Below are 20,246 nucleotides of genomic sequence, written 5' to 3' on the forward strand. Positions count from 1 at the left end.
CCAGTTGTTGGCTTCACAAAGGCAAAAGATTTCGACCATGCGCTTGAAATCGCCAACAACACGGAGTACGGCTTAACAGGAGCTGTGATCACGCAGAACCGTGAGCACATCCAAAAAGCGCGCGAAGATTTCCATGTTGGGAACTTATACTTCAACCGCGGCTGTACAGGAGCGATCGTTGGATACCAGCCATTCGGTGGATTCAACATGTCAGGAACAGACTCCAAAGCGGGCGGGCCTGATTACATTCTTCTGCACATGCAGGCAAAGACTACTTCTGAAATGTATTAATAAATCTCCGATTGGAGTCGGGAACAGCAACTTGGTTGCTGTTCCTTTTTTATTGGATATTCAGCACTTTGAAGTATATGATGAAAATAGATTTTAGATTGGAGTGATGTAAAATGCCAAACAAAGCCTTGATTAATATCGATTACACAAATGACTTTGTAGCTGAGGACGGTGCTCTGACATGCGGTAAGCCTGGACAGCTGCTGGAAAAGAAAATCTCAGAGCTCACACAAGTGTTTATCGCAAATGGGCATTTCACTGTTTTTGCTATTGATGTTCATGATGAAGGAGACATCCATCACCCAGAAACGAATTTATTCCCGCCGCATAATATCAGGAACACGGAAGGAAGAAATCTTTACGGTTTACTGCAGCAGATTTATGAAACAAACAAGGAAGCTGAAAATGTGTATTTCATGGACAAAACAAGATATTCCGCATTTGCAGGAACCGATCTCGAGATAAAACTAAGGGAACGCAGTGTAGAGGAAGTGCACCTGGTCGGTGTATGTACGGATATTTGTGTACTACATACGGCAGTCGATGCTTATAATAAAGGGTTTAAAATAGTGATTCATAAAGATGCTGTTGCATCATTTGACCAGGACGGCCATGAGTGGGCCTTAAGGCACTTTGCAAAGACGCTTGGAGCAGAAGTAATTTAATGATTGTCTGCTTTGTAATTAAGCAGGCAACGCAAAATAATGATTGCCAGCTGAAGGCTGCAACTTTTTTGAGAAACGGGTTTACATACAAAAAACCCTCTCCGCATAGGAAGAAGGTTTCTGCAATTAATTTTTAAGGACAGACTTATATTGATTGTACTGCTCCTGAACTTCTTTTGAAGGAGCCTTATCCATAAGGCTGACGATGATGATCGCTAGACCTGCAAATAGGAAGCCAGGCGCCAATTCATACAAATCAAACAGTCCGCCGGTAAGCTGTGCCCAAACAATTACTGTTACAGCTCCAGTAATAATACCGGCAAGGGCGCCATTTCGTGTCATGCGTTTCCAGAACAGGCTCAGAATGATAACTGGCCCAAAGGCTGCACCAAATCCGGCCCAAGCATAACTGACAAGTTCCAATACCTTGCTTTCGGGGTTATACCCTAAGAAGATGGCAATAATGGCAATGCCCAGTACAGCAATTCTGCCAACAATCATTTCTTCCTTTTTGGAAGCATTTCTTCTGAAGATGGATTTATAGAAATCCTGTGCCAGTGCACTTGAAGAAACGAGCAATTGAGAGTCAACTGTGCTCATGATTGCTGAGAGAATGGCTGCTAATAAGAATCCAGCTACCCATGGATTGAATAGTACTTGAGAAAACATGATAAATACTGTTTCAGAATTGGCAAGAGGTGTATCCGCAAAATATGCGATACCGGCAAAACCTACAAACAGAGCTCCAAATAACGATAGAACCATCCACGTCATACCGATCAAGCGGGCTTTTGGGACGTCGTTTGTTGATTTTAATCCCATAAAGCGAACAAGGATATGCGGCTGCCCAAAGTAGCCAAGCCCCCATGCCAGCAGGGAAACAACGCCAACAAAAGTGGCTCCTGAAGCAACATCCAAATGTGTTGGATCGATTGTGCTGATCTGATTTAATGTTTCATTCCATCCGCCAAGCTCCTGAATCGCTGTAATCGGGATGATAATCAAGGCTAAGAACATTAAAATACCTTGAATAAAGTCTGTCCAGCTGGCTGCCAGGAAGCCGCCAAATAATGTGTATGACAAAATAACAGCAGCTCCTACCCAAAGCGCGAGTGTATAATCCATCCCGAATGAATTTTCTAATAGAATGGCACCGCCGACTAGGCTGGAAGAAGTATAGAAAGTGAAAAAGACTAATATGACGATTGCAGAAACTACCCTTAGCAATTTAGAAGTATCATGGAACCGGTTTTCAAAATACCCGGGAACTGTAATTGAATCGTTTGCTACTTCTGTGTAGACACGCAGTGGCTTAGCAACAAACTGCCAATTCAGATAGGCACCGACTGCCAGACCGATAGGAAGCCATATTTCACCCATACCGCCTAAGTAAACAGCTCCAGGCAATCCCAGCATTAACCATCCGCTCATATCAGAAGCTCCTGCACTTAAGGCTGCAACCCCAGCTCCAAGCCCTCGTCCGCCTAAAACATAATCAGATAAGTCTTTAGTCATTCTGGCTGCAAGCACGCCAATCAGCAGCATGCCGACCAGATAAACAATAATGGCAATTAACGTTGGTATATTTATATCCATACTTATTTATCCTCTCCTTTCAGCAAAATATGAGATGCCTGATAGTATGATCAATAATGGCATAGGAATAAGAAGCCAAAGCCATGTTGCCATAGTGAAATCCATATGATCACCTCCATTACTCTATTAGTGTCCCCATTAATACATACGTGGAAAAAGTTCCTTTTATACAGTAACATACAGTTTTGTGTTTGTGGAAAAATCAGTTTGGGGAATGGTCCACTTTGGAAAGACGTTTATTATCATAACATAATAAAGGTTGAGGGACAAAAAATCTAAAAACCTATCAAGTTATAAATGTATAAAAATACGTTATTTCGCATTAATTTGCTGTTATATCACATATATCAACATATCTATTCATCTAAATTTATAAAATTAAGTTGGCGGCAAGAGCAGTTTTATTGGGTAGATTTGAGAATTAGCGGTAAATTTTGAAAATTTTTTTAAAAAGGGGTTCCCATTACGAATTTGCTGTTATATAATACAAAACATAGATATTTAATTGTTTTATAACAACTTAGATTTATGTCATAACAGTTAATGATTTTATATCTGTTATGATACAGAACTGGAATACAACTGAGATTTTGCTCAAATGATGATTTTCTAAATTAAAAGGAGGATTTAATCAAATGGCAGATGAAAGAGTGCGTCAGTTACAGGAAAGCTGGGAAATGGATGAACGCTGGAATGGAGTCGAAAGACCGTATACGGCTGAGGAAGTTATTAAATTAAGAGGGTCGATTGATATTGAACATACATTGGCGCGCCGTGGTGCAGAGAAGCTGTGGAAGCTTGTGAATGAAGAAGATTTCGTCAATGCATTAGGGGCGTTAACAGGAAACCAGGCTGTCCAGCAGGTTAAGGCTGGGCTGAAGGCCATATACTTAAGCGGCTGGCAGGTTGCTGCAGATGCAAACCTGTCCGGAAATATGTATCCGGACCAAAGCCTATATCCGGCCAACAGTGTTCCGAGTGTTGTAAAAAGAATTAATCAGGCCCTTCAGCGAGCTGACCAGATTCATCATATGGAGGGGGATCATTCCATTGACTGGTTCGCGCCGATTGTGGCAGATGCGGAAGCAGGATTCGGCGGCCAGCTTAATGTATTTGAACTTATGAAAGGCATGATTGAATCGGGTGCCGGCGGAGTACACTTTGAGGACCAGCTATCTTCTGAGAAGAAATGCGGTCACCTTGGCGGAAAGGTTTTGCTGCCAACCCAGACTGCTGTTAAGAATTTAATTTCTGCGAGATTGGCAGCAGACGTAATGGGCGTGCCGACTGTCATTGTCGCACGGACTGATGCCAATGCTGCAGATTTAATTACCAGCGATGTGGACCCTTATGATGCACCTTTCATTACCGGGGAACGTACACCTGAAGGTTTCTTCCGTACAAAGGCTGGGCTCGACCAAGCGATCGCTCGGGGATTGGCATATGCGCCTTATGCAGACCTGGTCTGGTGTGAAACATCTGAACCGGATCTCGATGAAGCGAGACGCTTTGCCGAAGCAATCCATGAGAAATTCCCTGGCAAGCTGTTAGCGTATAATTGCTCTCCTTCATTCAATTGGAAGAAAAAGCTCGATGACGAAACGATTGCAAAGTTCCAGGTTGAGCTCGGCAAAATGGGCTACAAGTTCCAGTTTGTTACTTTGGCAGGATTCCATGCGCTAAACCATAGCATGTTTGAATTGGCTCGCGGCTATAAAGACCGCGGAATGGCTGCGTACTCTGAACTTCAGCAGGCCGAGTTTGCCAGCGAAACACATGGCTACACCGCGACAAGACATCAGCGTGAAGTGGGCACCGGCTATTTTGACCAGGTTTCCATGGTTATTACTGGTGGTACTTCCTCGACAACTGCTTTAAAGGGATCCACTGAGGAAGAACAGTTCACTGAAAAGCAGGAAGCTTAATTTTTACCCGTATGTAACTTGATTTTTTTACCATTATATTCTCCTATTTTGAACCTCTCTTCCATTGAAGGGAGGTATTTTTTTGCTTTGAAAGCAAGCACAGTACATGCTGCAAAAACATACATAATATATAAGCAAAATTTGAAATAGGGCGTAATACTGAATACAATGAAAGCATTGAGGACATATATGGATGGAGGATGTACTATTGGCTGAAAATATAGATGATTATCTTCAACAGGGAATTCATGGACAAAAACAGACCAAGCCTGATGAGCGCCGCAAGTTTCTTGGATCGCTTCGGGAGAGGGTGGTCATTGCCTTGAAGCAGCCGCAGATGAGGGAAGATGGAATCTATCCGCAGGTGGAAGAGGCACTTAAAGCCAACAGCAAAGCTCATCTTTATCTGAATGGCAATATGAGTTACTCCTATTTATCAAAATATATAAAATTGGCTTCTGCCTATAAGGTAGAATATACAATCGTCACCAATAAAGAACATAATTCAGAGATCGGGCTGGTTCTAGCCTATGACTATGCGATTGATAAACCCGAAATTTTCGTGGAGAGGAAAACGGTCAAAGCAGAAGCAAAAAAAGAAAAAAAGGGCGGCCTATTTGCCAAACTATTCAAGCGAAAATGAGCAGCGTCTGCAGCGCTGCTCTATTTTTAGAGGGAAAGCATCACAATACCGGCCCAATTTACATTTTAACGGAAGAAATGGAGATTTTACGGGCCAAATTTAAAAATTACCGGCCGAAATACGGGATTTACCGGCCAAATCTTAAAAATACCGGCCGATGCCAGGTGTTCCGCTGTCTTATTCCAAAGGCTTCAGGTACAGATGCGGATCCAAATCAGGACCTTCAACCACAATTGCAGTCATGCCAAGGTAAGAGCCTGATTCATGATACTCACCTTCAGACCAATAAACAGCGGTTCCTTTTTGGACTGCAATTTGTTTACCGCCAGCAGTTTTAACCCATCCTTCCCCGTCAACGATGAGAAATAGCTGGGGACAAGCTGCCGGATGCATGCCTAAAACACTATTATCTTTCAGGTGGATACACCCAACTGTAGCTGTTTTGTTCCGGATAATCGGGGTGATGCTGGCATTGTGGCTGCTGAATTGGGCAATTTCCCTGCTGACATCCAAATCAAATCGGAAAAATTCCATAATCGCACCTCCTGTCCTTATTTACATCCCCAGTTATTCGGTGTCGCTTTTCATTTATCCTCTAAAAAGAGAAGCAAACACACAATTCGCTGAACTCATGGTAAAATAAGCAGAAGATTGCTATGCCAGCTGGTGTACGCGTATTGCTTTAACGCGCGAAAGTTTGGTATGATCATAATAATTGTGCATTGACAGTATTCAATTTTTGGAGGTGGCATTAATGTCGAGAATTTCAATAGATCAGGTTAAGCATGTTGCACACTTGGCGCGACTTGCAATGACTGAGGAAGAAGCTGTTGCTTATACCGAACAGCTGGACAAGATGATTTCATTTGCAGAGCTGCTGAATGAGCTTGATACAGATCATGTTGAACCAACATCCCATGTTCTTGATATGAAGAATGTATTGAGAGAAGATAAGGCGAATAAGGGGCTTCCACAGGAAGAAGTTCTGAAAAATGCGCCGGAACATCAGGATGGCTATATAAAAGTGCCGTCTATTATTGAATAGGGAGGGGAAAATGGTGAGTTTATTTGACCATAAGGTATCGGAGCTTCATCAGCTTTTACATAAGAAAGAAATCACGGTTACCGACCTTGTCAGCGAATCGTACAAGCGAATCGGTGAAGTTGAAGATAAAGTACAGGCTTTCTTGACGTTTGATGAAGAAAGAGCTCGTGAAGCAGCTAAAAGAATGGATGGTAAAATTGGAACAGACGAGGCAAAAGGCCTTTTGTTCGGTATGCCAATCGGCGTGAAGGATAACATCGTAACGAAGGGGCTGCGCACCACCAGTGCGAGTAAAATTCTTGAAAACTTTGATCCTATTTATGATGCGACTGCTGCATCCAAATTACATAATGCTGAAACGATTACAATCGGTAAACTGAATATGGATGAATTTGCAATGGGATCATCCAATGAAAACTCAGGCTTTCAAGTAACCCGAAATCCATGGAATCTTGAAAGAGTTCCCGGGGGATCTTCCGGCGGTTCTGCTGCTTCTGTTGCAGCCGGTGAAGTTTTATTTTCTCTTGGATCAGACACTGGCGGCTCAATCAGACAACCTGCTTCTTATTGCGGAGTAGTTGGGTTAAAGCCTACATATGGAAGAGTTTCAAGGTTCGGACTGATCGCGTTTGCCTCATCTCTGGATCAAATCGGGCCAATTACACGGACCGTTGAAGATAACGCCTACCTGCTTCAGGCAATTTCAGGTGTGGATCCCATGGACTCTACTTCAGCAAATGTTGAGGTCCCAAGCTACGCGGAAAGCTTGACTGGGGATGTAAAGGGGCTAAGAATTGCCGTACCGAAAGAGTATTTGGCTGAAGGTGTAAATGAAGAGGTGCGCCAGTCAGTACTGGACGCCCTGAAAGTGTTAGAAAAACTTGGGGCAACATGGGAGGAAGTTTCCCTGCCGCATTCGAAATATGCACTGGCAACGTATTATCTGCTGTCCTCCTCTGAGGCATCGGCGAACCTGGCGCGCTTTGATGGCGTACGCTATGGCTATAGAACAGCAGATCCTGAGAATTTAATCGATTTATACAAAAAGACCCGTGCAGAAGGCTTCGGTGATGAAGTGAAGCGCCGCATAATGCTCGGAACATTCGCCTTAAGTTCAGGCTATTATGATGCCTACTATAAAAAGGCACAAAAGGTGCGTACACTGATTAAACAAGACTTTGAAAATGTTTTTGAAAAATTTGATGTCATTATTGGACCGACAGCACCAACTCCTGCCTTTAAGATTGGAGAAAATACGTCTGATCCGCTCACTATGTACGCAAATGATATTCTGACTATTCCAGTAAACCTTGCCGGGGTGCCTGGAATCAGCGTACCTTGCGGATTCGCGGATGGATTGCCGCTTGGCCTTCAGATTATCGGAAAGCATTTTGATGAAAGCACTGTTTACCGCGTAGCGCATGCTTTTGAGCAGGCTACAGAATTCCATAAGCAAAAACCGGGACTGTGAGGGGGGAAATTCATGAAATACGAAACGGTTATCGGACTTGAAGTACATGTTGAGCTAAAAACAGATTCAAAAATATTCTCGGCAAGCCCAAACCATTTTGGGGCAGAGCCCAACTCCAATACAACGGTCGTCGACCTCGGCTACCCTGGAGTTCTTCCTGTCATTAATAAAAAGGCAGTTGAATTCGGAATGAAGGCTGCGATGGCACTGAATTGTGAAATCGCACCTGTTACAAAGTTTGATCGGAAGAATTATTTTTACCCGGATAACCCAAAAGCCTACCAGATTTCACAATTCGATAAGCCAATAGGTGAGCATGGGTGGATTGAGATCGAAGTCGACGGCTATAAGAAAAAAATCGGCATTACGCGGATCCATCTTGAAGAAGATGCAGGAAAACTGTCTCATGCTAAAGGATATTCTCTTGTAGACTATAACCGCCAAGGTACACCGCTGATCGAGATTGTTTCTGAGCCGGATATCCGCACGCCAAATGAAGCATACGCATATTTGGAGAAGCTGAAGTCCATCATCCAGTATACTGGCGTTTCTGACTGTAAAATGGAAGAGGGTTCACTTCGCTGTGATGCGAATATCTCCCTTCGTCCTGTCGGCCAGGAGGAATTTGGCACAAAGACAGAGCTTAAGAACCTGAACTCCTTTAACTTTGTCCGCAAAGGGCTGGAGTACGAGGAGAAGAGACAGGAAGAGGTTTTAAGTTCAGGCGGTACAATCCAGCAGGAAACATTGCGCTATGATGAAGCAACCAATAAAACCATACTAATGAGGGTAAAAGAAGGTTCTGATGATTATCGTTATTTCCCTGAGCCTGATTTGCTTGATATCCATATTGATGAGGAGTGGAAACAGCGAATTCGTGCTGAAATTCCTGAGCTTCCGGACCAAAGAAAGAACCGCTATATTGAAGAACTTGGGCTGCCGGCTTATGATGCAGCTGTCCTGACAGTCACAAAGGAAACTTCTGATTTCTTTGAAGCAGCTGTCAATAAAGGAGCAGACGCCAAACAGGCTTCCAACTGGGTAATGGGTGAACTGTCAGCTTACTTGAATGCTGAACAAAAAGAGCTGACAGATATAGCTCTGACACCAGAGGGACTTGCCGGCGTGATTAAACTGATTGAAAACGGTACGATCTCTTCCAAAATTGCTAAAACAGTCTTCAAAGAACTGGTTGAAAATGGCGGGGATCCAGAAACAATCGTAAAAGAAAAAGGCCTGGTTCAGATTTCGGACGAAGGTGCACTTCTTAAGATTATCGGAGAAACGCTTGATGCGAATCCGCAATCGATCGATGATTTCAAAAATGGAAAACAAAAAGCGATCGGCTTCCTTGTCGGCCAGATCATGAAAGCCACAAAAGGACAGGCCAACCCGCCGCTTGTTAACAAATTATTGCAAGAAGAAATTAAAAAGAGATAAAAGGAAGCTGATGGGACCCCATCAGCTTTTTCTATATTCGACAAATTTAAGGTCTATTTCCCAGGAAAAGATCTGGTTTTACAAAGTGTTACAGCAAATGCAGGAATGAAAGCTGATGATAAAGAATAGAAACTATACAGGAATCGAAAAAAGGAGCGGGTTGCATGAAATTAATGGATTGGTTTGCGAAGGGACTAAGTCTGCAAGATTACATAGGGGAAATGAAAGTAAATAAAGATGAAATGATGGGCATTTACGATCGTTTCTCTTTATCAGATAAAGAGAAAGCAAGATTGGCAGAATTTAAGGACACTGGCATGAAAGTGATTGTACTCACTGAAGATTGGTGCGGAGATGCGATGCTGAATAATCCGATTCTGCTGAAAATCGCAGAGGAAGCAGGGATGGAAGTCCGTTTTATTTTAAGGGATCAGAATCTTGAGCTGATGGATCAATATTTGACTAACGGAACATCCAGAGCAATACCCATTTATATTTTTATAGATAAAGAGGGGAAGGAAAAAGCTGTTTGGGGACCTCGTGCCAAACAGGTTCAGGAAATGGTTGATGATGGAAGAAGTAAGCTCCCCGCACAGAATGCGGAAGACTTTAAGGACAAACAAATGAGCATGTACAGGAGACTAACTGCTTCCTATCAGGAGGATTCTAAGATCTGGCATTTTGTTGCTGATAGTATAGTAGATGCTATTGTTTCGGGGAAATAAAGGCGGAAGGATGTTTTAAATGGGCTGGAACCAGAATTCCATAACAGCGATGCTGGATATAAAATACCCTATTTTCCAGGCTCCCATGGCCGGAGGGATGACAACGCCGGAATTAATCAGCGAGGTATCCAATTGCGGGGGACTTGGAAATATGGGCGCAGGCTATATGAGTTCAGATGAAATAAGGAGCGATATAAAACGGATTCGGAAGCTGACAGATAAGCCATTTGGCATTAATCTCTTTGTTCCGGATCGTGAGGCTTCGGCGGATGCAGAGGAAATCAGCAGTATGGAGGATGTACTTGCCAGATACAGCAGTGAGCTTGGCATGAAGGAAAAACCTTCTCTGCCAGAAAAGGATTATGCTGCTTTATACAGAAAACAGCTTGATGTTTTGATGGAGGAACAGGTGCCTGTTTGCAGCTTTACATTTGGTATTCCTGAATCTGCCATTATTTCTGAATTAAAAAAACAAGGTACGATTATTATTGGAACCGCAACCAATGTAAAAGAAGCAGTGGAATGGGAAGAGGCTGGTGCAGATGTGATTATTGCTCAGGGGGTCGAAGCCGGGGGGCACCGTGGAACTTTCGGCAGCGAAGAAAGCGGGCTTATCGGTTCCATGGCTCTAATACCACAGGCGGCAGATGCGGTCAGCTGTCCTGTAGCTGCTGCAGGGGGAATAATGGATTCCCGCGGTATTGCGGCTGCTATGATGCTTGGCGCAGCAGGAGCCCAGCTGGGAACAGCTTTTCTTACATGCAGGGAAAGCGGGGCTCACTCACTGTACAAACAGGCATTATTAAATGCAAGGGAAGATCAGACAGCTGTAACGAAAGCATTTTCCGGAAAGCTTGCAAGAGGGATTCGTAACAGGTTCATGGAAGAGATGAATGGTCTGCAGACATTGCCTTATCCATTGCAGAATGATATGACAGCTCCAATCCGAAAACAGGCAGCCAAAATGGAGAAGCCGGAGTTTATGTCATTATGGGCCGGACAGGGAGTGAGGCTGGCTGAAGAAGTAACAGTGAAGGGACTAATGATAAAACTTGTTAAGGGGACAGAAACTTTATTGGATAAGTAAAAAGCAGTGCCAGGTGCGGCACTGCTTCTGTCTTATTTGCCAGCCAATACGTTTGTAAGAGGCGGTACGATTTGCTTTTTGCGTGAAACAACGCCCTTTAATACGGCACTGTTGTTTTCAAGTGTTACATCATAAGCTTTTTCAACTGCTGCAGCTTCTTTGCCAAGAGAGATGGCAACTGAGTCGTTGTTAAGGATGTCAGTTAAAACAAAAACAAAAAGATCAAGCTCTTTGTTTTTGATGTTTTCAGTAATGACAGCTTCCAATTCTTCCTGGAGGCTTAATACGTCATTTAGGTCCACAGCATTAACCTGAGCGATTTCTGTTTTATAGCTTCCCATTTGGAATTCCTTTGCGTCAAGGGAGATTAGCTCTTTCACGCTCTTCTTGCTTAAGTCTGCTCCTGCTTTAAGCATTTCCAGACCATACTCTTCAGCATTTACTCCCGCGATTTCAGCAAGCTCGCGTGCTGCTGCAACGTCCTGATCTGTGCATGTTGGAGATTTGAACAGCAAAGAATCGGAAATGATGGCCGAAAGCATTAAGCCAGCTGTTTCCTTGCTGATTTCTACTCCGTTTTCCTTGTACAATTTGTTCAGAATAGTTGTTGTGCAGCCAACAGGCTCTGCGCGGTAGTATAGCGGATCGCTTGTTTCAAAGTTCGCTATGCGGTGATGGTCTATAACCTCAAGGATTTTTACATCTCTGATATCATCAGCGCTTTGCTGGAATTCGTTGTGGTCCACAAGAATCACTTCGCTTGCTTCTTTGGATACTGACTCAACAAGACGGGGAGCTTCAGCTTTAAAATAATTTAAAGCATATTGTGTTTCCTCATTTACCTGGCCCAGACGGATTGGCTCTGCATCAACGCCTAATTTGTTTTTTAATTCTGCATAAGCAAGTGCTGAACAGATTGAGTCAGTGTCTGGGTTTTTGTGTCCAAATACAAATACTTTTGACATAAATCCTACTCCTTCTATATGTAATGTTGGTTTTGGCATGCTGTTATTTTACCATATTTCTAATGTAATGGCGGTACAGGGAAAAATCAAATTTTGTTTTATCCAATTGTTAGAGGATGCTTGGATGATTTGGAGAAATAAATTAAGGATAGTAAGGAGGAGATTTACATGGGGAAAGTAGCCATAATTTCTGATATTCATGGAAATATCACAGCTCTGGAGGCTGTGCTGGACAATATCCGCGAACGAGGTATAGAGATTATTTTTTGCCTGGGTGATTTAATAGGAAAAGGGCCCAACTCCCGTAAAGCAGTTGAACGGATAAAAGAAACCTGTGAAGTAGTCCTACTTGGAAACTGGGATGACTTCATGCAGAAGCCGCTGGACTTTGAAGAAGGTCAATGGCATCAGAAACAGCTGGGGGAAGAGGGGTTAGCCTATTTAGGAACACTGCCGTTTCATCATGATTTTTATATGAGCGGCAAATATTGCAGGCTCTACCATGCTTCCGCCAAAAGCATTTATCATCGGGTTGTGCCAATGCGGGATTCTTATGAAGAAAAGCTTGCTATGTTTGAGAATACAGAAAATATTATTGCCGGAGAGAAGGGACTAATTCCGGATGTTGTTGGTTACGGGGATATTCATGCAGCTTTGATTGAACCGGTTCATCCGCAAAGGACGCTATTCAATGCAGGAAGCGTTGGGAATTCACTGGATATTCCTCAGGCAACCTATGCCGTTTTGCATGGGGAATACGAATCCAAAGAACCTGCTCCGTTTTCCATCGAGATCGTCCGTGTCCCTTATGATATTGAAAAAGAAATCAGCATTGCCAAAGAAATGGGAATGCCGAATCTTGAAGCCTACGCGCTCGAGCTGCGTGAAGCGAAATATAGGGGCGCGCCTAAGAAGGTATAATCACAGATTAGAAAGACTAAAATAGCCTGTACGCACATAAATAAAATTATATGCACATAAAACAAAACCAAGCGCACATAAAAATTTTTATCTGCACATATATCCTGTTTATTCCCATATAAATTACTGCTACAGTCTGTTTTTTTCACATTTAACTAAAAAAAGCTGACTTCCCGCCCAATGCGAAGTCAGCTATTTCCGTTATTAAAAGATTTTCCTGCCTTTTTTGGACAAAGCATAATAAATGCCGTGCTGCAGGTTCGTGAAGCAGTTAAATTTAGAAAGATTGAAATTAGTTTCTGTAATCTTTGTGCCAAGTTCTGGTGAAATGCCAACCAAAATGGTTTCGGTGCCAATCAGGTTAGCTGCTGCTGCCAATTTGCTTAAAAATTCCACAGTATAGGCACTGATGGATTGATTCAGCCCGGTTAAGTCCAGGATTAGGCAATCTGCCTGGTGCTTCGGCAGGCTGTGGAGAGTTTTATCCACGAGTTCTTCAGAGCGGAATTCATCGTATCTTCCCAATAAAGGGACAACAACGATTCCATCCAGGACAGGGATAACCGGTGAAGAGATTTCTTTAACAAGCTGCTTTAATTCAATCGTCCGTTCTTCCACTAATTTTTCAAGCTCGGTGATTTTTTTTGATTCTTCGCGCCTCGCCAAAGCGTGTATATTTTCCTCAACAGTAACGGTTGAGGGGAAATAATCAAGCTCGGTGTAATCATGCCCTGCCAATTGATCAGCCGATTTTTTATACCAGAGGCTGGTTCCGAACAAAGCAGAAAATATTCCTGCAAAGTGTCCCGGCAGAAATGTTCCAGACTCATTTTTTTCTTGTTCTTTGTTAATCTTGTATTCCCAGCTGTCAATTGCTCTGACCCTGGCGGTTTTCGCAGCGGGATCTAAATCAGTGATGATGAATTTTCCCCAGCCGGCAGAAGCATATATTCTGGGTAGGATATTAGCCACTTCATCTATGGGAAGATTTAAATCTTTGAAGAACTTTCCTACCACCATTCCCTGCCTGAAGCCGGTGGTCTCAAGTACAAGGCTGGAAGTTTCTTTTCCTGAAATCTCTTCAATTGTATCGAAGAAGCTTCTCATGGCGGATTTTATCCAAAATAGGACCGCATCATCACCTTCAAAATTAAACAGACCTTTTTCCAGGTCCCAATTAAAATCAAACCCATCAATTTTTGTTTCAAGCACCAGGCTTTCTTCTGTCATACCATTACCCCCTGATATTGATATGTCTAGTTAAGTTATCTTTATTTGTCTCGTATGTAACCAATGTTATATACCCTCAACTTCAAACCATAAACCTATTCCAGAAAATTATCTGCGTCTGTTTATATTCAATTTTTTCGACTTTTCATTTACATAAGCGTACATTATCTCCTTCTCATTTAAATTGTTTTGCCGCAGCTGCTCTAAAAGCCAATCTTTAGTCTGTCCCAGCAGCTCGAGATTACGCGCCTGAATCCTGCCATCCACAATAACCGCAATAGGAAGACCCTCATCCTGTATGGAGATGTTTAAATGTTCGACTGTTACGGGCGTATTGGCCACTTTAGGTATGATGCTCACTTCACCGATAGGCTCAAGAATGGCGTAATCCACATCTGCAATTTTGGGATAGCCTTTGCTTCTTAAGATAGACAGCAGCTGAGTCATGGATAAGTGAGATTTTTCCAGATTATCTTCTAAAATTTCCCCATTTTTAATCAGCATCGTCGGTTCCCCAAGAAAAAATCGGTTGCCAATTTGGTTTAAAGTCAAATAAGAGAAGAGAATATGAAGGCCTACAAGAATGGCCAATGCTGCTAATGTCGGCCAGAATTCAGTGCTAATGAGAGGCTCAGAGGCAACTGTGCCAACAATAATGATGGCGACAAGGTCATAAGGAGTCATCTGGATAATTGTCGATTTGCCCATCAGTCTCATAATCATGATTGTGATTAAGTAAAGACTTAATATTTTTAAGATCAAGAACATATGCAAGCTCCTTTGACTGCACTTTTATTCAAAGGATTTGCTTAATGAGCGGGTTTCATGTGAAAAATAATAAAAAAGCCCGGATTCAGCATTCGGGCTTCAATTATGCTCGTTTTTTATGATCTCTTGGAGGGATGCGGTCATCCTTCAAGCGCTTATCATTGATTTTAGGCTCATTTTTATCAATGAAGTTATTAATGTTCGAACGGTGAAGGAAAATCAAAAATAATAGGAAAATAGAAAAGATAAGTTCATGTTCAGTGCCTTCGGTAAATAAGGAATAGATCAGTAAAGATGCCCCCACCGATAAAGAGCCGAAAAATACATACTTCGTTGCGTAAATGACTGCGACAAAAGAAATGTAGGCGATTAAAAACATCCAAATATTTGCTGCAAGCAATACTCCAGCTGTGGTTGCGATGGCTTTTCCTCCGCGGAATCCTGCAAAGATCGGGAAGCAGTGGCCGGCTACTGCAACCATCCCGGCCATTAACGGATCGGGCTCAGCGTTCAGGATGACAGGCATTGCTGCAGCAGCTGCTCCCTTGCCCACATCCACCAGCAGAACTACGATAGCTGCTTTTTTGCCAAGTACCCTTAGTGTATTAGTCGCACCAGGATTATTGCTGCCATGATCACGGATGTCGATCCCAAAGGCATATTTGCCGATCAATAAGGCTGTAGGAATTGATCCTATCAGGTACGCTGCCAAGTAAATAAGAAATGTCATCGTTCGTATCCATCCTTTTTCATCAATATATTCAATAATGGTTTAGAGTTGTCCATTATTAAAAAATATTTTCACTGCCCTCCTCTTTACGTAGTCATCGTTTACAGTTTACCATATAATGGTTTTGTTCGAAGCGGGAAATTAATCATTATTTTAATATTAAGAGATGAAAAAATATGGAAATAAAAGCTTTTTGGGGAGATTTTTTTATAAAAAAAAGTATTGAATTATTCGATTCTCTCGATTATGATTGTTTCGGCACTCAAAAAGAAAGAATGTAATCCGAATAGATATAAGGGAAGCTGATATATTCCAGGGTATATTTGATCAGCAAAATACCCAGCAGGATATTCATGTCCAGAACACTCTGCTGTCAGGAACATTGGAAGGAGATGATTTTCATGGAGCACTTTTCAAGGGAAGAATGGCGGAAATATGTGAAAAATGAGCTGTCAGAACCAGAGCGTGAACTCTATGAAGATCATCTCTATATATGTGATCAATGTCTGGAAGTATACCTCGAAGCAATGGACGAGGAGGAGGATTCCTTCCCGGAAATGCCGGAAGAAGATGAGTTTACCAATCTTGTTATGGCTCAAATTTCAGGAGGAATTCCGGAAGAAGCTGTCAAGGAACACAAAGAACTTCCCAATAAAGAATCCTGGTTTGAGCGCTGGTTTCCCATTGCATTTGCCTGCTTTATGCTGGTTGGGGGATTAGTAACTATGTACCGGGATAAAAACCAAATAGATCAGGATTAACTCTTAACGGACAGTTAGGAGTTTTTTTAGTACAAAAAGTTTGAAAATTCATTTAAAAATAATTACAATAAAAAGACTAATCAGTTTATTTTATAAGATAAGAATATGCCCTGGGGAGTGAGAAATATGGGAAGAAGGCAGGTTCCGCGGGAAATGCAAAAAAAGAGCAAGAGCATCCATCTTGAGCAATGGATCTGGGACTTGGCAGCGCAAATGCAGCCGTGCCGTTCAGCAGCTATCAGAGATTTATTTCTCGCAAAAGTAAAAGAAGACTTGGTAATGGCGGGATTGGCGGAGGAAAATACTGAAATCACGAGTGAACATGCCAGCCTGTATATAGAAGAAATACTGAAAAGAAGTGACATCAGCCAAAAGTGCTGCTGACATTAAATACGCAGGAATAACTGGAATTTTCTCAGAGAAAAAACCAAATACAATGGAGGGACAGACTTGTCGCCTATCGTATCAGAGGAATATAAACGGAAGAAAAAGAAAGAGATCCTGGCGGGCGCACTGGCCTGTTTTGCCAAAAAGGGATTTCAGGCAGCGACCATTGATGACATTGTCGCTAATTCAGGAATCAGCAAGGGCGCCATCTATAATTATTTTAAAAGCAAGGAAGAAATCTATCTGGAGCTTTTGAATGAGCAGACAGAATCAGCTAATGCAAGACTTGCAGAGAGAATATCCATGTTCTCTTCGGCGGAAAAGAAACTGGAATATCTTTTTGATTTGTATAGGGATATGAGCCCATTCAGCCAGGAACGAAAAGATAGAATTACTGTACAGCTGGAATTTACGCTGCATTCCTCCAGAGATGAGAACTTGAATCGAATTCTGAACGAGCGGGGAAAGAAGTTCTTTTTAAAATTGATAACAGATATTATGGAAGAAGGACAGACTGCCGGGGAATTCCGGCCGGATGCAGATCCAAACCATGTAGCGGGGTTATTCTGGACTTTTATGGACGGGGCAATGCTTCATGGGGTAATTAATGAAGAATATCCATATAAAACCATTATTACCTATGTTAAGAGCCTTGTGTTCCAGGACCTGAAACAGGAATAATGCTCAACTGCATCCTGCTTAATGCTGATGTTAGATTACCTATCAAAGAAATATCACTTAATTACGATACTTTTTTGCCTAATGAGGGTATAATTCATTTGTGCATCTGACCACTTGTGAAAATAGCGGGAAGTGAATAGAATAGAAACGGATGGAAGTGAATAATTGCTAAGCCGTGGACTATTCGCTATGATGTAAAAAGATGGAATGATATATACGGATTAAGTTTAGATATTTCAATAATAGGATGATGGGCTATGAAAAGAGCAAGAATTATTTATAATCCGACTTCAGGCCGGGAAATTTTTAAAAGACATTTAGCAGAGGTTTTGCAAAAGCTGGAGAGCGCAGGATATGAAACCTCATGCCATGCCACCACAGGTGAAGGGGATGCGATTAAAGCTGCAAGGGCAGCTGTTGAGCGGCGCTTCGACTTAGTCATTGCTGCAGGCGGCGACGGTACGATTAACGAGGTTGTAAACGGACTCGCTGAACAGGATTACCGTCCGCGCCTCGGCATTATCCCAACGGGCACAACCAATGATTTTGCACGTGCTCTCCATATCCCAAGAGATGTGGAAGCGGCTGCTGAAATCATTGTAAAAGGAGATACCATTCCTGTCGATATTGGCCGTATAAATGAAAAATATTTTATTAATATTGCTGGGGGCGGAAGGCTGACAGAGCTGACTTACGAGGTGCCAAGCAAGCTTAAAACCATGATTGGCCAGCTTGCCTATTACCTTAAGGGAATTGAAATGCTGCCTTCCTTCCGTTCAACCGAAGTAAGCATCGAGTTTGACGGAAAAATCTTTGAAGGTGAAGCTATGCTTTTTCTTGTCGGTCTGACAAATTCAGTCGGCGGGTTTGAAAAGCTGGCGCCGGATTCCTGTATAAATGACGGGCTGTTTTCCCTGCTGATATTAAAGAAAACTAATCTTGCTGATTTTATCCGGATCGCGACAATGGCTGTCCGGGGCGAGCATGTAAAAGATCCGAACGTTATCTATACGCAGGCAAACCGCATTAAAGTACAATCCAAAGAGAAAGTCCAGCTCAATCTTGACGGTGAATTTGGCGGGCTGCTTCCTGCTGAATTCGTAAACCTGTACAGGCATTTGGAAGTGTTTGTCCCGATTGACCAGATTCGTGAAGAAGACCGCCCGACCGATTGGGAAAGTTCCCACGAATAATAGGAAGTCCGCTCTATAACAGGGCGGGCTTTTATTTTGCAAAAACACATGAAGTTGTGATCGTTGCAAATAGAAAAGTATTCCTGCAAATAGAAGAGTGAAAGAGCAAATATATAGGGAAACTTTGCAAATAGACCGGGGAATATGCAAATAAAGGGTTAGATTCTGCAAATAAACATGCTGTAAGGTATGCAGGTCCTGAATCTGAAAGATATCCATTTCGTATTTACCCCTTTTTTGTGATACAATCTGTCTAGTCAAAAAAGGTCACGGAATTAAGCTGAAAAGGAAGAAAAAGATGAGCAGAACATTACCGGTTCAAAAAAATGATTATATAGATGTTACATTTGAGGATTTGACCCATGAAGGGGCAGGAGTTGCAAAGGTGGATGGTTATCCTCTATTTGTTCCGGATGGTCTTCCCGGTGAGAAAGCAAAGGTAAAAGTGATCAAGGTGAATAAGGGATATGGATTTGGGCGCCTGATCGAGACATATGAAAGAAGCCCATATCGAGTAGAAGCACCCTGCCCGATTTATAAGGAGTGCGGCGGATGTCAGCTGCAGCACCTGAGCTATGAAGGCCAGCTTCTCGCCAAGGAAAAACAGGTCAGAGATGTTCTGGAAAGAATCGGGAGACTTGAGGGAGTCAAGGTGCATCCGGTTCTCGGCATGAAAGATCCTTGGCGCTACAGAAATAAAGCGCAGGTTCCGATTGGCGAGCAGGAAGGCGGACTGATCGGCGGATTTTATCAGCAGCGCACCCACCAGATCATTGATATGAAGGAATGCCTCATCCAGCAGGAAAAAAATGATGAGGTTGTACAAAAGGTAAAGGAAATTTGCGGCCGCTATGGTGTCCGCGCTTATGATGAAGGCAGGCATAAAGGCGAGCTTCGCCACGTGATGGCGCGCTATGGGCTTGTGACAGGCGAAGTGATGATTGTCCTTGTCACAAGGACAAATGAGCTTCCGCATAAGCAAAAGATTGTGGCAGAGATTGCATCAAGCATTGAAGGTGTTAAATCTATCGTCCATAATGTGAATTCCAGGAAGACGAATGTGATCATGGGAGATGTCACAAGAGTCCTTTGGGGCGAAGAGGTGATCTATGATTTTATTGGAGATATCAAATTTGCTATTTCCGCCCGCTCCTTTTATCAGGTGAACCCGGAGCAAACGAAAGTTTTATATGATAAAGCCCTGGAATATGCGAATCTGAGCGGAGAAGAAAAGGTTATCGATGCGTACTGCGGAATTGGCACCATTTCTCTTTTCCTAGCACAGAAAGCAAAAGAAGTATTCGGCGTTGAAATCGTGCCGGAAGCCATTGAGGATGCGAAGAGAAACGCTGACCTAAACGGTATGACAAATGCTTCATTTGCAGTCGGGAAAGCAGAAGAAGTAATACCTGAATGGTATAAAAAGGGGAACACCGCAGATGTGCTAGTCGTTGACCCGCCGCGAAAAGGCTGTGATGAAGCTCTGCTGAAAACCATTTTAAGCATGAAGCCAAAGAAAGTCGTCTATGTATCCTGCAATCCGGGAACATTGGCAAGGGATCTGCGTATTTTGGAGGACGGCGGATATAGGACCATCGAAGTGCAGCCGGTGGATATGTTCCCTCAGACTATGCATTGTGAAGCAGTCGCGGGATTAGAATGGAGAGAGGGCTGCTGACCTATAGGGAAGCTGCTTTTTTCGGTCTTCTAAAGAATCCTCAT

Annotated in this window: 21 protein-coding genes; 15 read left to right on the top strand and 6 right to left on the bottom strand. The window is 42.7% G+C overall.

What is annotated here, in order from left to right:
* Together ACEQ1T_RS01935 and ACEQ1T_RS01940 are read left to right on the top strand one after the other, a co-directional pair.
* A partial coding sequence (locus ACEQ1T_RS01935; protein WP_370221552.1) for an aldehyde dehydrogenase family protein occupies positions 1 to 291 on the top strand: 291 nt, incomplete at its 5' end.
* A gap of 113 nt (positions 292 to 404) precedes the next feature.
* Complete coding sequence (locus ACEQ1T_RS01940; RefSeq protein WP_370221554.1) at positions 405 to 956, top strand: cysteine hydrolase family protein; 552 nt, start codon at positions 405 to 407, stop codon at positions 954 to 956.
* Positions 957 to 1,082: 126 nt separating this feature from the next.
* Here ACEQ1T_RS01940 and putP read toward each other — a convergent pair whose 3' ends face one another.
* The gene (gene putP, locus ACEQ1T_RS01945; RefSeq protein ID WP_370221555.1) at positions 1,083 to 2,552 is read right to left on the bottom strand and encodes a sodium/proline symporter PutP; all 1,470 of its coding nucleotides are present in this window, start codon (positions 2,550 to 2,552) and stop codon (positions 1,083 to 1,085) included.
* 635 nt (positions 2,553 to 3,187) lie between these two features.
* Between putP and aceA the strand changes: the two genes are divergently transcribed.
* Both aceA and ACEQ1T_RS01955 read left to right on the top strand, forming a co-directional pair.
* The gene (gene aceA, locus ACEQ1T_RS01950) at positions 3,188 to 4,477 is read left to right on the top strand and encodes an isocitrate lyase (RefSeq protein ID WP_206845417.1); all 1,290 of its coding nucleotides are present in this window, start codon (positions 3,188 to 3,190) and stop codon (positions 4,475 to 4,477) included.
* Between the two features lie 208 nt (positions 4,478 to 4,685).
* On the top strand, positions 4,686 to 5,120 hold the full coding sequence (locus ACEQ1T_RS01955) for a YueI family protein (RefSeq protein ID WP_370221557.1): 435 nt from the start codon (positions 4,686 to 4,688) through the stop codon (positions 5,118 to 5,120).
* A gap of 177 nt (positions 5,121 to 5,297) precedes the next feature.
* On the opposite strand, the gene ACEQ1T_RS01960 is transcribed toward ACEQ1T_RS01955, so the two are convergent.
* On the bottom strand, positions 5,298 to 5,654 hold the full coding sequence (locus ACEQ1T_RS01960) for a cupin (RefSeq protein WP_370221558.1): 357 nt from the start codon (positions 5,652 to 5,654) through the stop codon (positions 5,298 to 5,300).
* A gap of 220 nt (positions 5,655 to 5,874) precedes the next feature.
* Here ACEQ1T_RS01960 and gatC point away from each other — a divergent pair, with 220 nt between their 5' ends.
* The 5 genes from gatC to ACEQ1T_RS01985 all read left to right on the top strand — a co-directional run bounded on the left by gatC (position 5,875) and on the right by ACEQ1T_RS01985 (position 10,888).
* The gene (gene gatC, locus ACEQ1T_RS01965) at positions 5,875 to 6,165 is read left to right on the top strand and encodes an Asp-tRNA(Asn)/Glu-tRNA(Gln) amidotransferase subunit GatC (RefSeq protein WP_009335962.1); all 291 of its coding nucleotides are present in this window, start codon (positions 5,875 to 5,877) and stop codon (positions 6,163 to 6,165) included.
* 13 nt (positions 6,166 to 6,178) lie between these two features.
* A complete protein-coding gene (gatA, locus tag ACEQ1T_RS01970) occupies positions 6,179 to 7,636 on the top strand; it encodes an Asp-tRNA(Asn)/Glu-tRNA(Gln) amidotransferase subunit GatA (RefSeq protein ID WP_206845425.1) in 1,458 nt (485 codons plus the stop codon).
* Between the two features lie 12 nt (positions 7,637 to 7,648).
* Positions 7,649 to 9,076 (top strand): Asp-tRNA(Asn)/Glu-tRNA(Gln) amidotransferase subunit GatB, encoded by a 1,428-nt coding sequence (gene gatB, locus ACEQ1T_RS01975; RefSeq protein ID WP_370221559.1) that lies wholly within the window; start codon positions 7,649 to 7,651, stop codon positions 9,074 to 9,076.
* 164 nt (positions 9,077 to 9,240) lie between these two features.
* The gene (locus ACEQ1T_RS01980; RefSeq protein WP_206845407.1) at positions 9,241 to 9,801 is read left to right on the top strand and encodes a thioredoxin family protein; all 561 of its coding nucleotides are present in this window, start codon (positions 9,241 to 9,243) and stop codon (positions 9,799 to 9,801) included.
* Positions 9,802 to 9,820: 19 nt separating this feature from the next.
* Entirely contained in the window at positions 9,821 to 10,888 is a 1,068-nt protein-coding gene (locus tag ACEQ1T_RS01985) for an NAD(P)H-dependent flavin oxidoreductase (RefSeq protein ID WP_370221560.1), read from the top strand.
* A 32-nt stretch (positions 10,889 to 10,920) separates the two neighbouring features.
* Here the strand turns inward: ACEQ1T_RS01985 and ACEQ1T_RS01990 are convergent, their stop codons facing one another.
* Positions 10,921 to 11,853: a manganese-dependent inorganic pyrophosphatase gene (locus ACEQ1T_RS01990; RefSeq protein ID WP_370221561.1), complete on the bottom strand. Its 933-nt coding sequence runs from the start codon at positions 11,851 to 11,853 to the stop codon at positions 10,921 to 10,923.
* Between the two features lie 168 nt (positions 11,854 to 12,021).
* On the opposite strand from ACEQ1T_RS01990, the gene ACEQ1T_RS01995 reads away from it, so the two are divergent.
* Positions 12,022 to 12,774, top strand: coding sequence for a metallophosphoesterase (locus ACEQ1T_RS01995; RefSeq protein ID WP_370221562.1), 753 nt, complete (start codon positions 12,022 to 12,024; stop codon positions 12,772 to 12,774).
* A 204-nt stretch (positions 12,775 to 12,978) separates the two neighbouring features.
* Here the strand turns inward: ACEQ1T_RS01995 and ACEQ1T_RS02000 are convergent, their stop codons facing one another.
* The 3 genes from ACEQ1T_RS02000 to plsY all read right to left on the bottom strand — a co-directional run bounded on the left by ACEQ1T_RS02000 (position 12,979) and on the right by plsY (position 15,502).
* A complete protein-coding gene (locus tag ACEQ1T_RS02000; RefSeq protein WP_370221563.1) occupies positions 12,979 to 14,004 on the bottom strand; it encodes an STAS domain-containing protein in 1,026 nt (341 codons plus the stop codon).
* 108 nt (positions 14,005 to 14,112) lie between these two features.
* On the bottom strand, positions 14,113 to 14,772 hold the full coding sequence (locus ACEQ1T_RS02005) for a DUF421 domain-containing protein (protein ID WP_206845402.1): 660 nt from the start codon (positions 14,770 to 14,772) through the stop codon (positions 14,113 to 14,115).
* A 103-nt stretch (positions 14,773 to 14,875) separates the two neighbouring features.
* Entirely contained in the window at positions 14,876 to 15,502 is a 627-nt protein-coding gene (gene plsY, locus ACEQ1T_RS02010; RefSeq protein ID WP_206845400.1) for a glycerol-3-phosphate 1-O-acyltransferase PlsY, read from the bottom strand.
* Positions 15,503 to 15,903: 401 nt separating this feature from the next.
* Here plsY and ACEQ1T_RS02015 point away from each other — a divergent pair, with 401 nt between their 5' ends.
* The 5 genes from ACEQ1T_RS02015 (at position 15,904) to rlmD (ending at position 20,202) form a co-directional block, all read left to right on the top strand.
* Positions 15,904 to 16,263, top strand: coding sequence for a hypothetical protein (locus tag ACEQ1T_RS02015; RefSeq protein ID WP_206845423.1), 360 nt, complete (start codon positions 15,904 to 15,906; stop codon positions 16,261 to 16,263).
* Between the two features lie 126 nt (positions 16,264 to 16,389).
* A complete protein-coding gene (locus ACEQ1T_RS02020) occupies positions 16,390 to 16,647 on the top strand; it encodes a hypothetical protein (protein WP_206845398.1) in 258 nt (85 codons plus the stop codon).
* Positions 16,648 to 16,713: 66 nt separating this feature from the next.
* A complete protein-coding gene (locus ACEQ1T_RS02025; RefSeq protein WP_370221564.1) occupies positions 16,714 to 17,331 on the top strand; it encodes a TetR/AcrR family transcriptional regulator in 618 nt (205 codons plus the stop codon).
* A gap of 257 nt (positions 17,332 to 17,588) precedes the next feature.
* A complete protein-coding gene (locus ACEQ1T_RS02030; protein ID WP_206845392.1) occupies positions 17,589 to 18,524 on the top strand; it encodes a diacylglycerol kinase in 936 nt (311 codons plus the stop codon).
* A 298-nt stretch (positions 18,525 to 18,822) separates the two neighbouring features.
* Positions 18,823 to 20,202: a 23S rRNA (uracil(1939)-C(5))-methyltransferase RlmD gene (gene rlmD, locus ACEQ1T_RS02035; RefSeq protein ID WP_370221565.1), complete on the top strand. Its 1,380-nt coding sequence runs from the start codon at positions 18,823 to 18,825 to the stop codon at positions 20,200 to 20,202.
* Positions 20,203 to 20,246: the final 44 nt, after the last annotated feature.

This window comes from Cytobacillus sp. (assembly GCF_964223445.1).
Taxonomy (GTDB): Bacteria; Bacillota; Bacilli; order Bacillales; family Cytobacillaceae; genus Cytobacillus.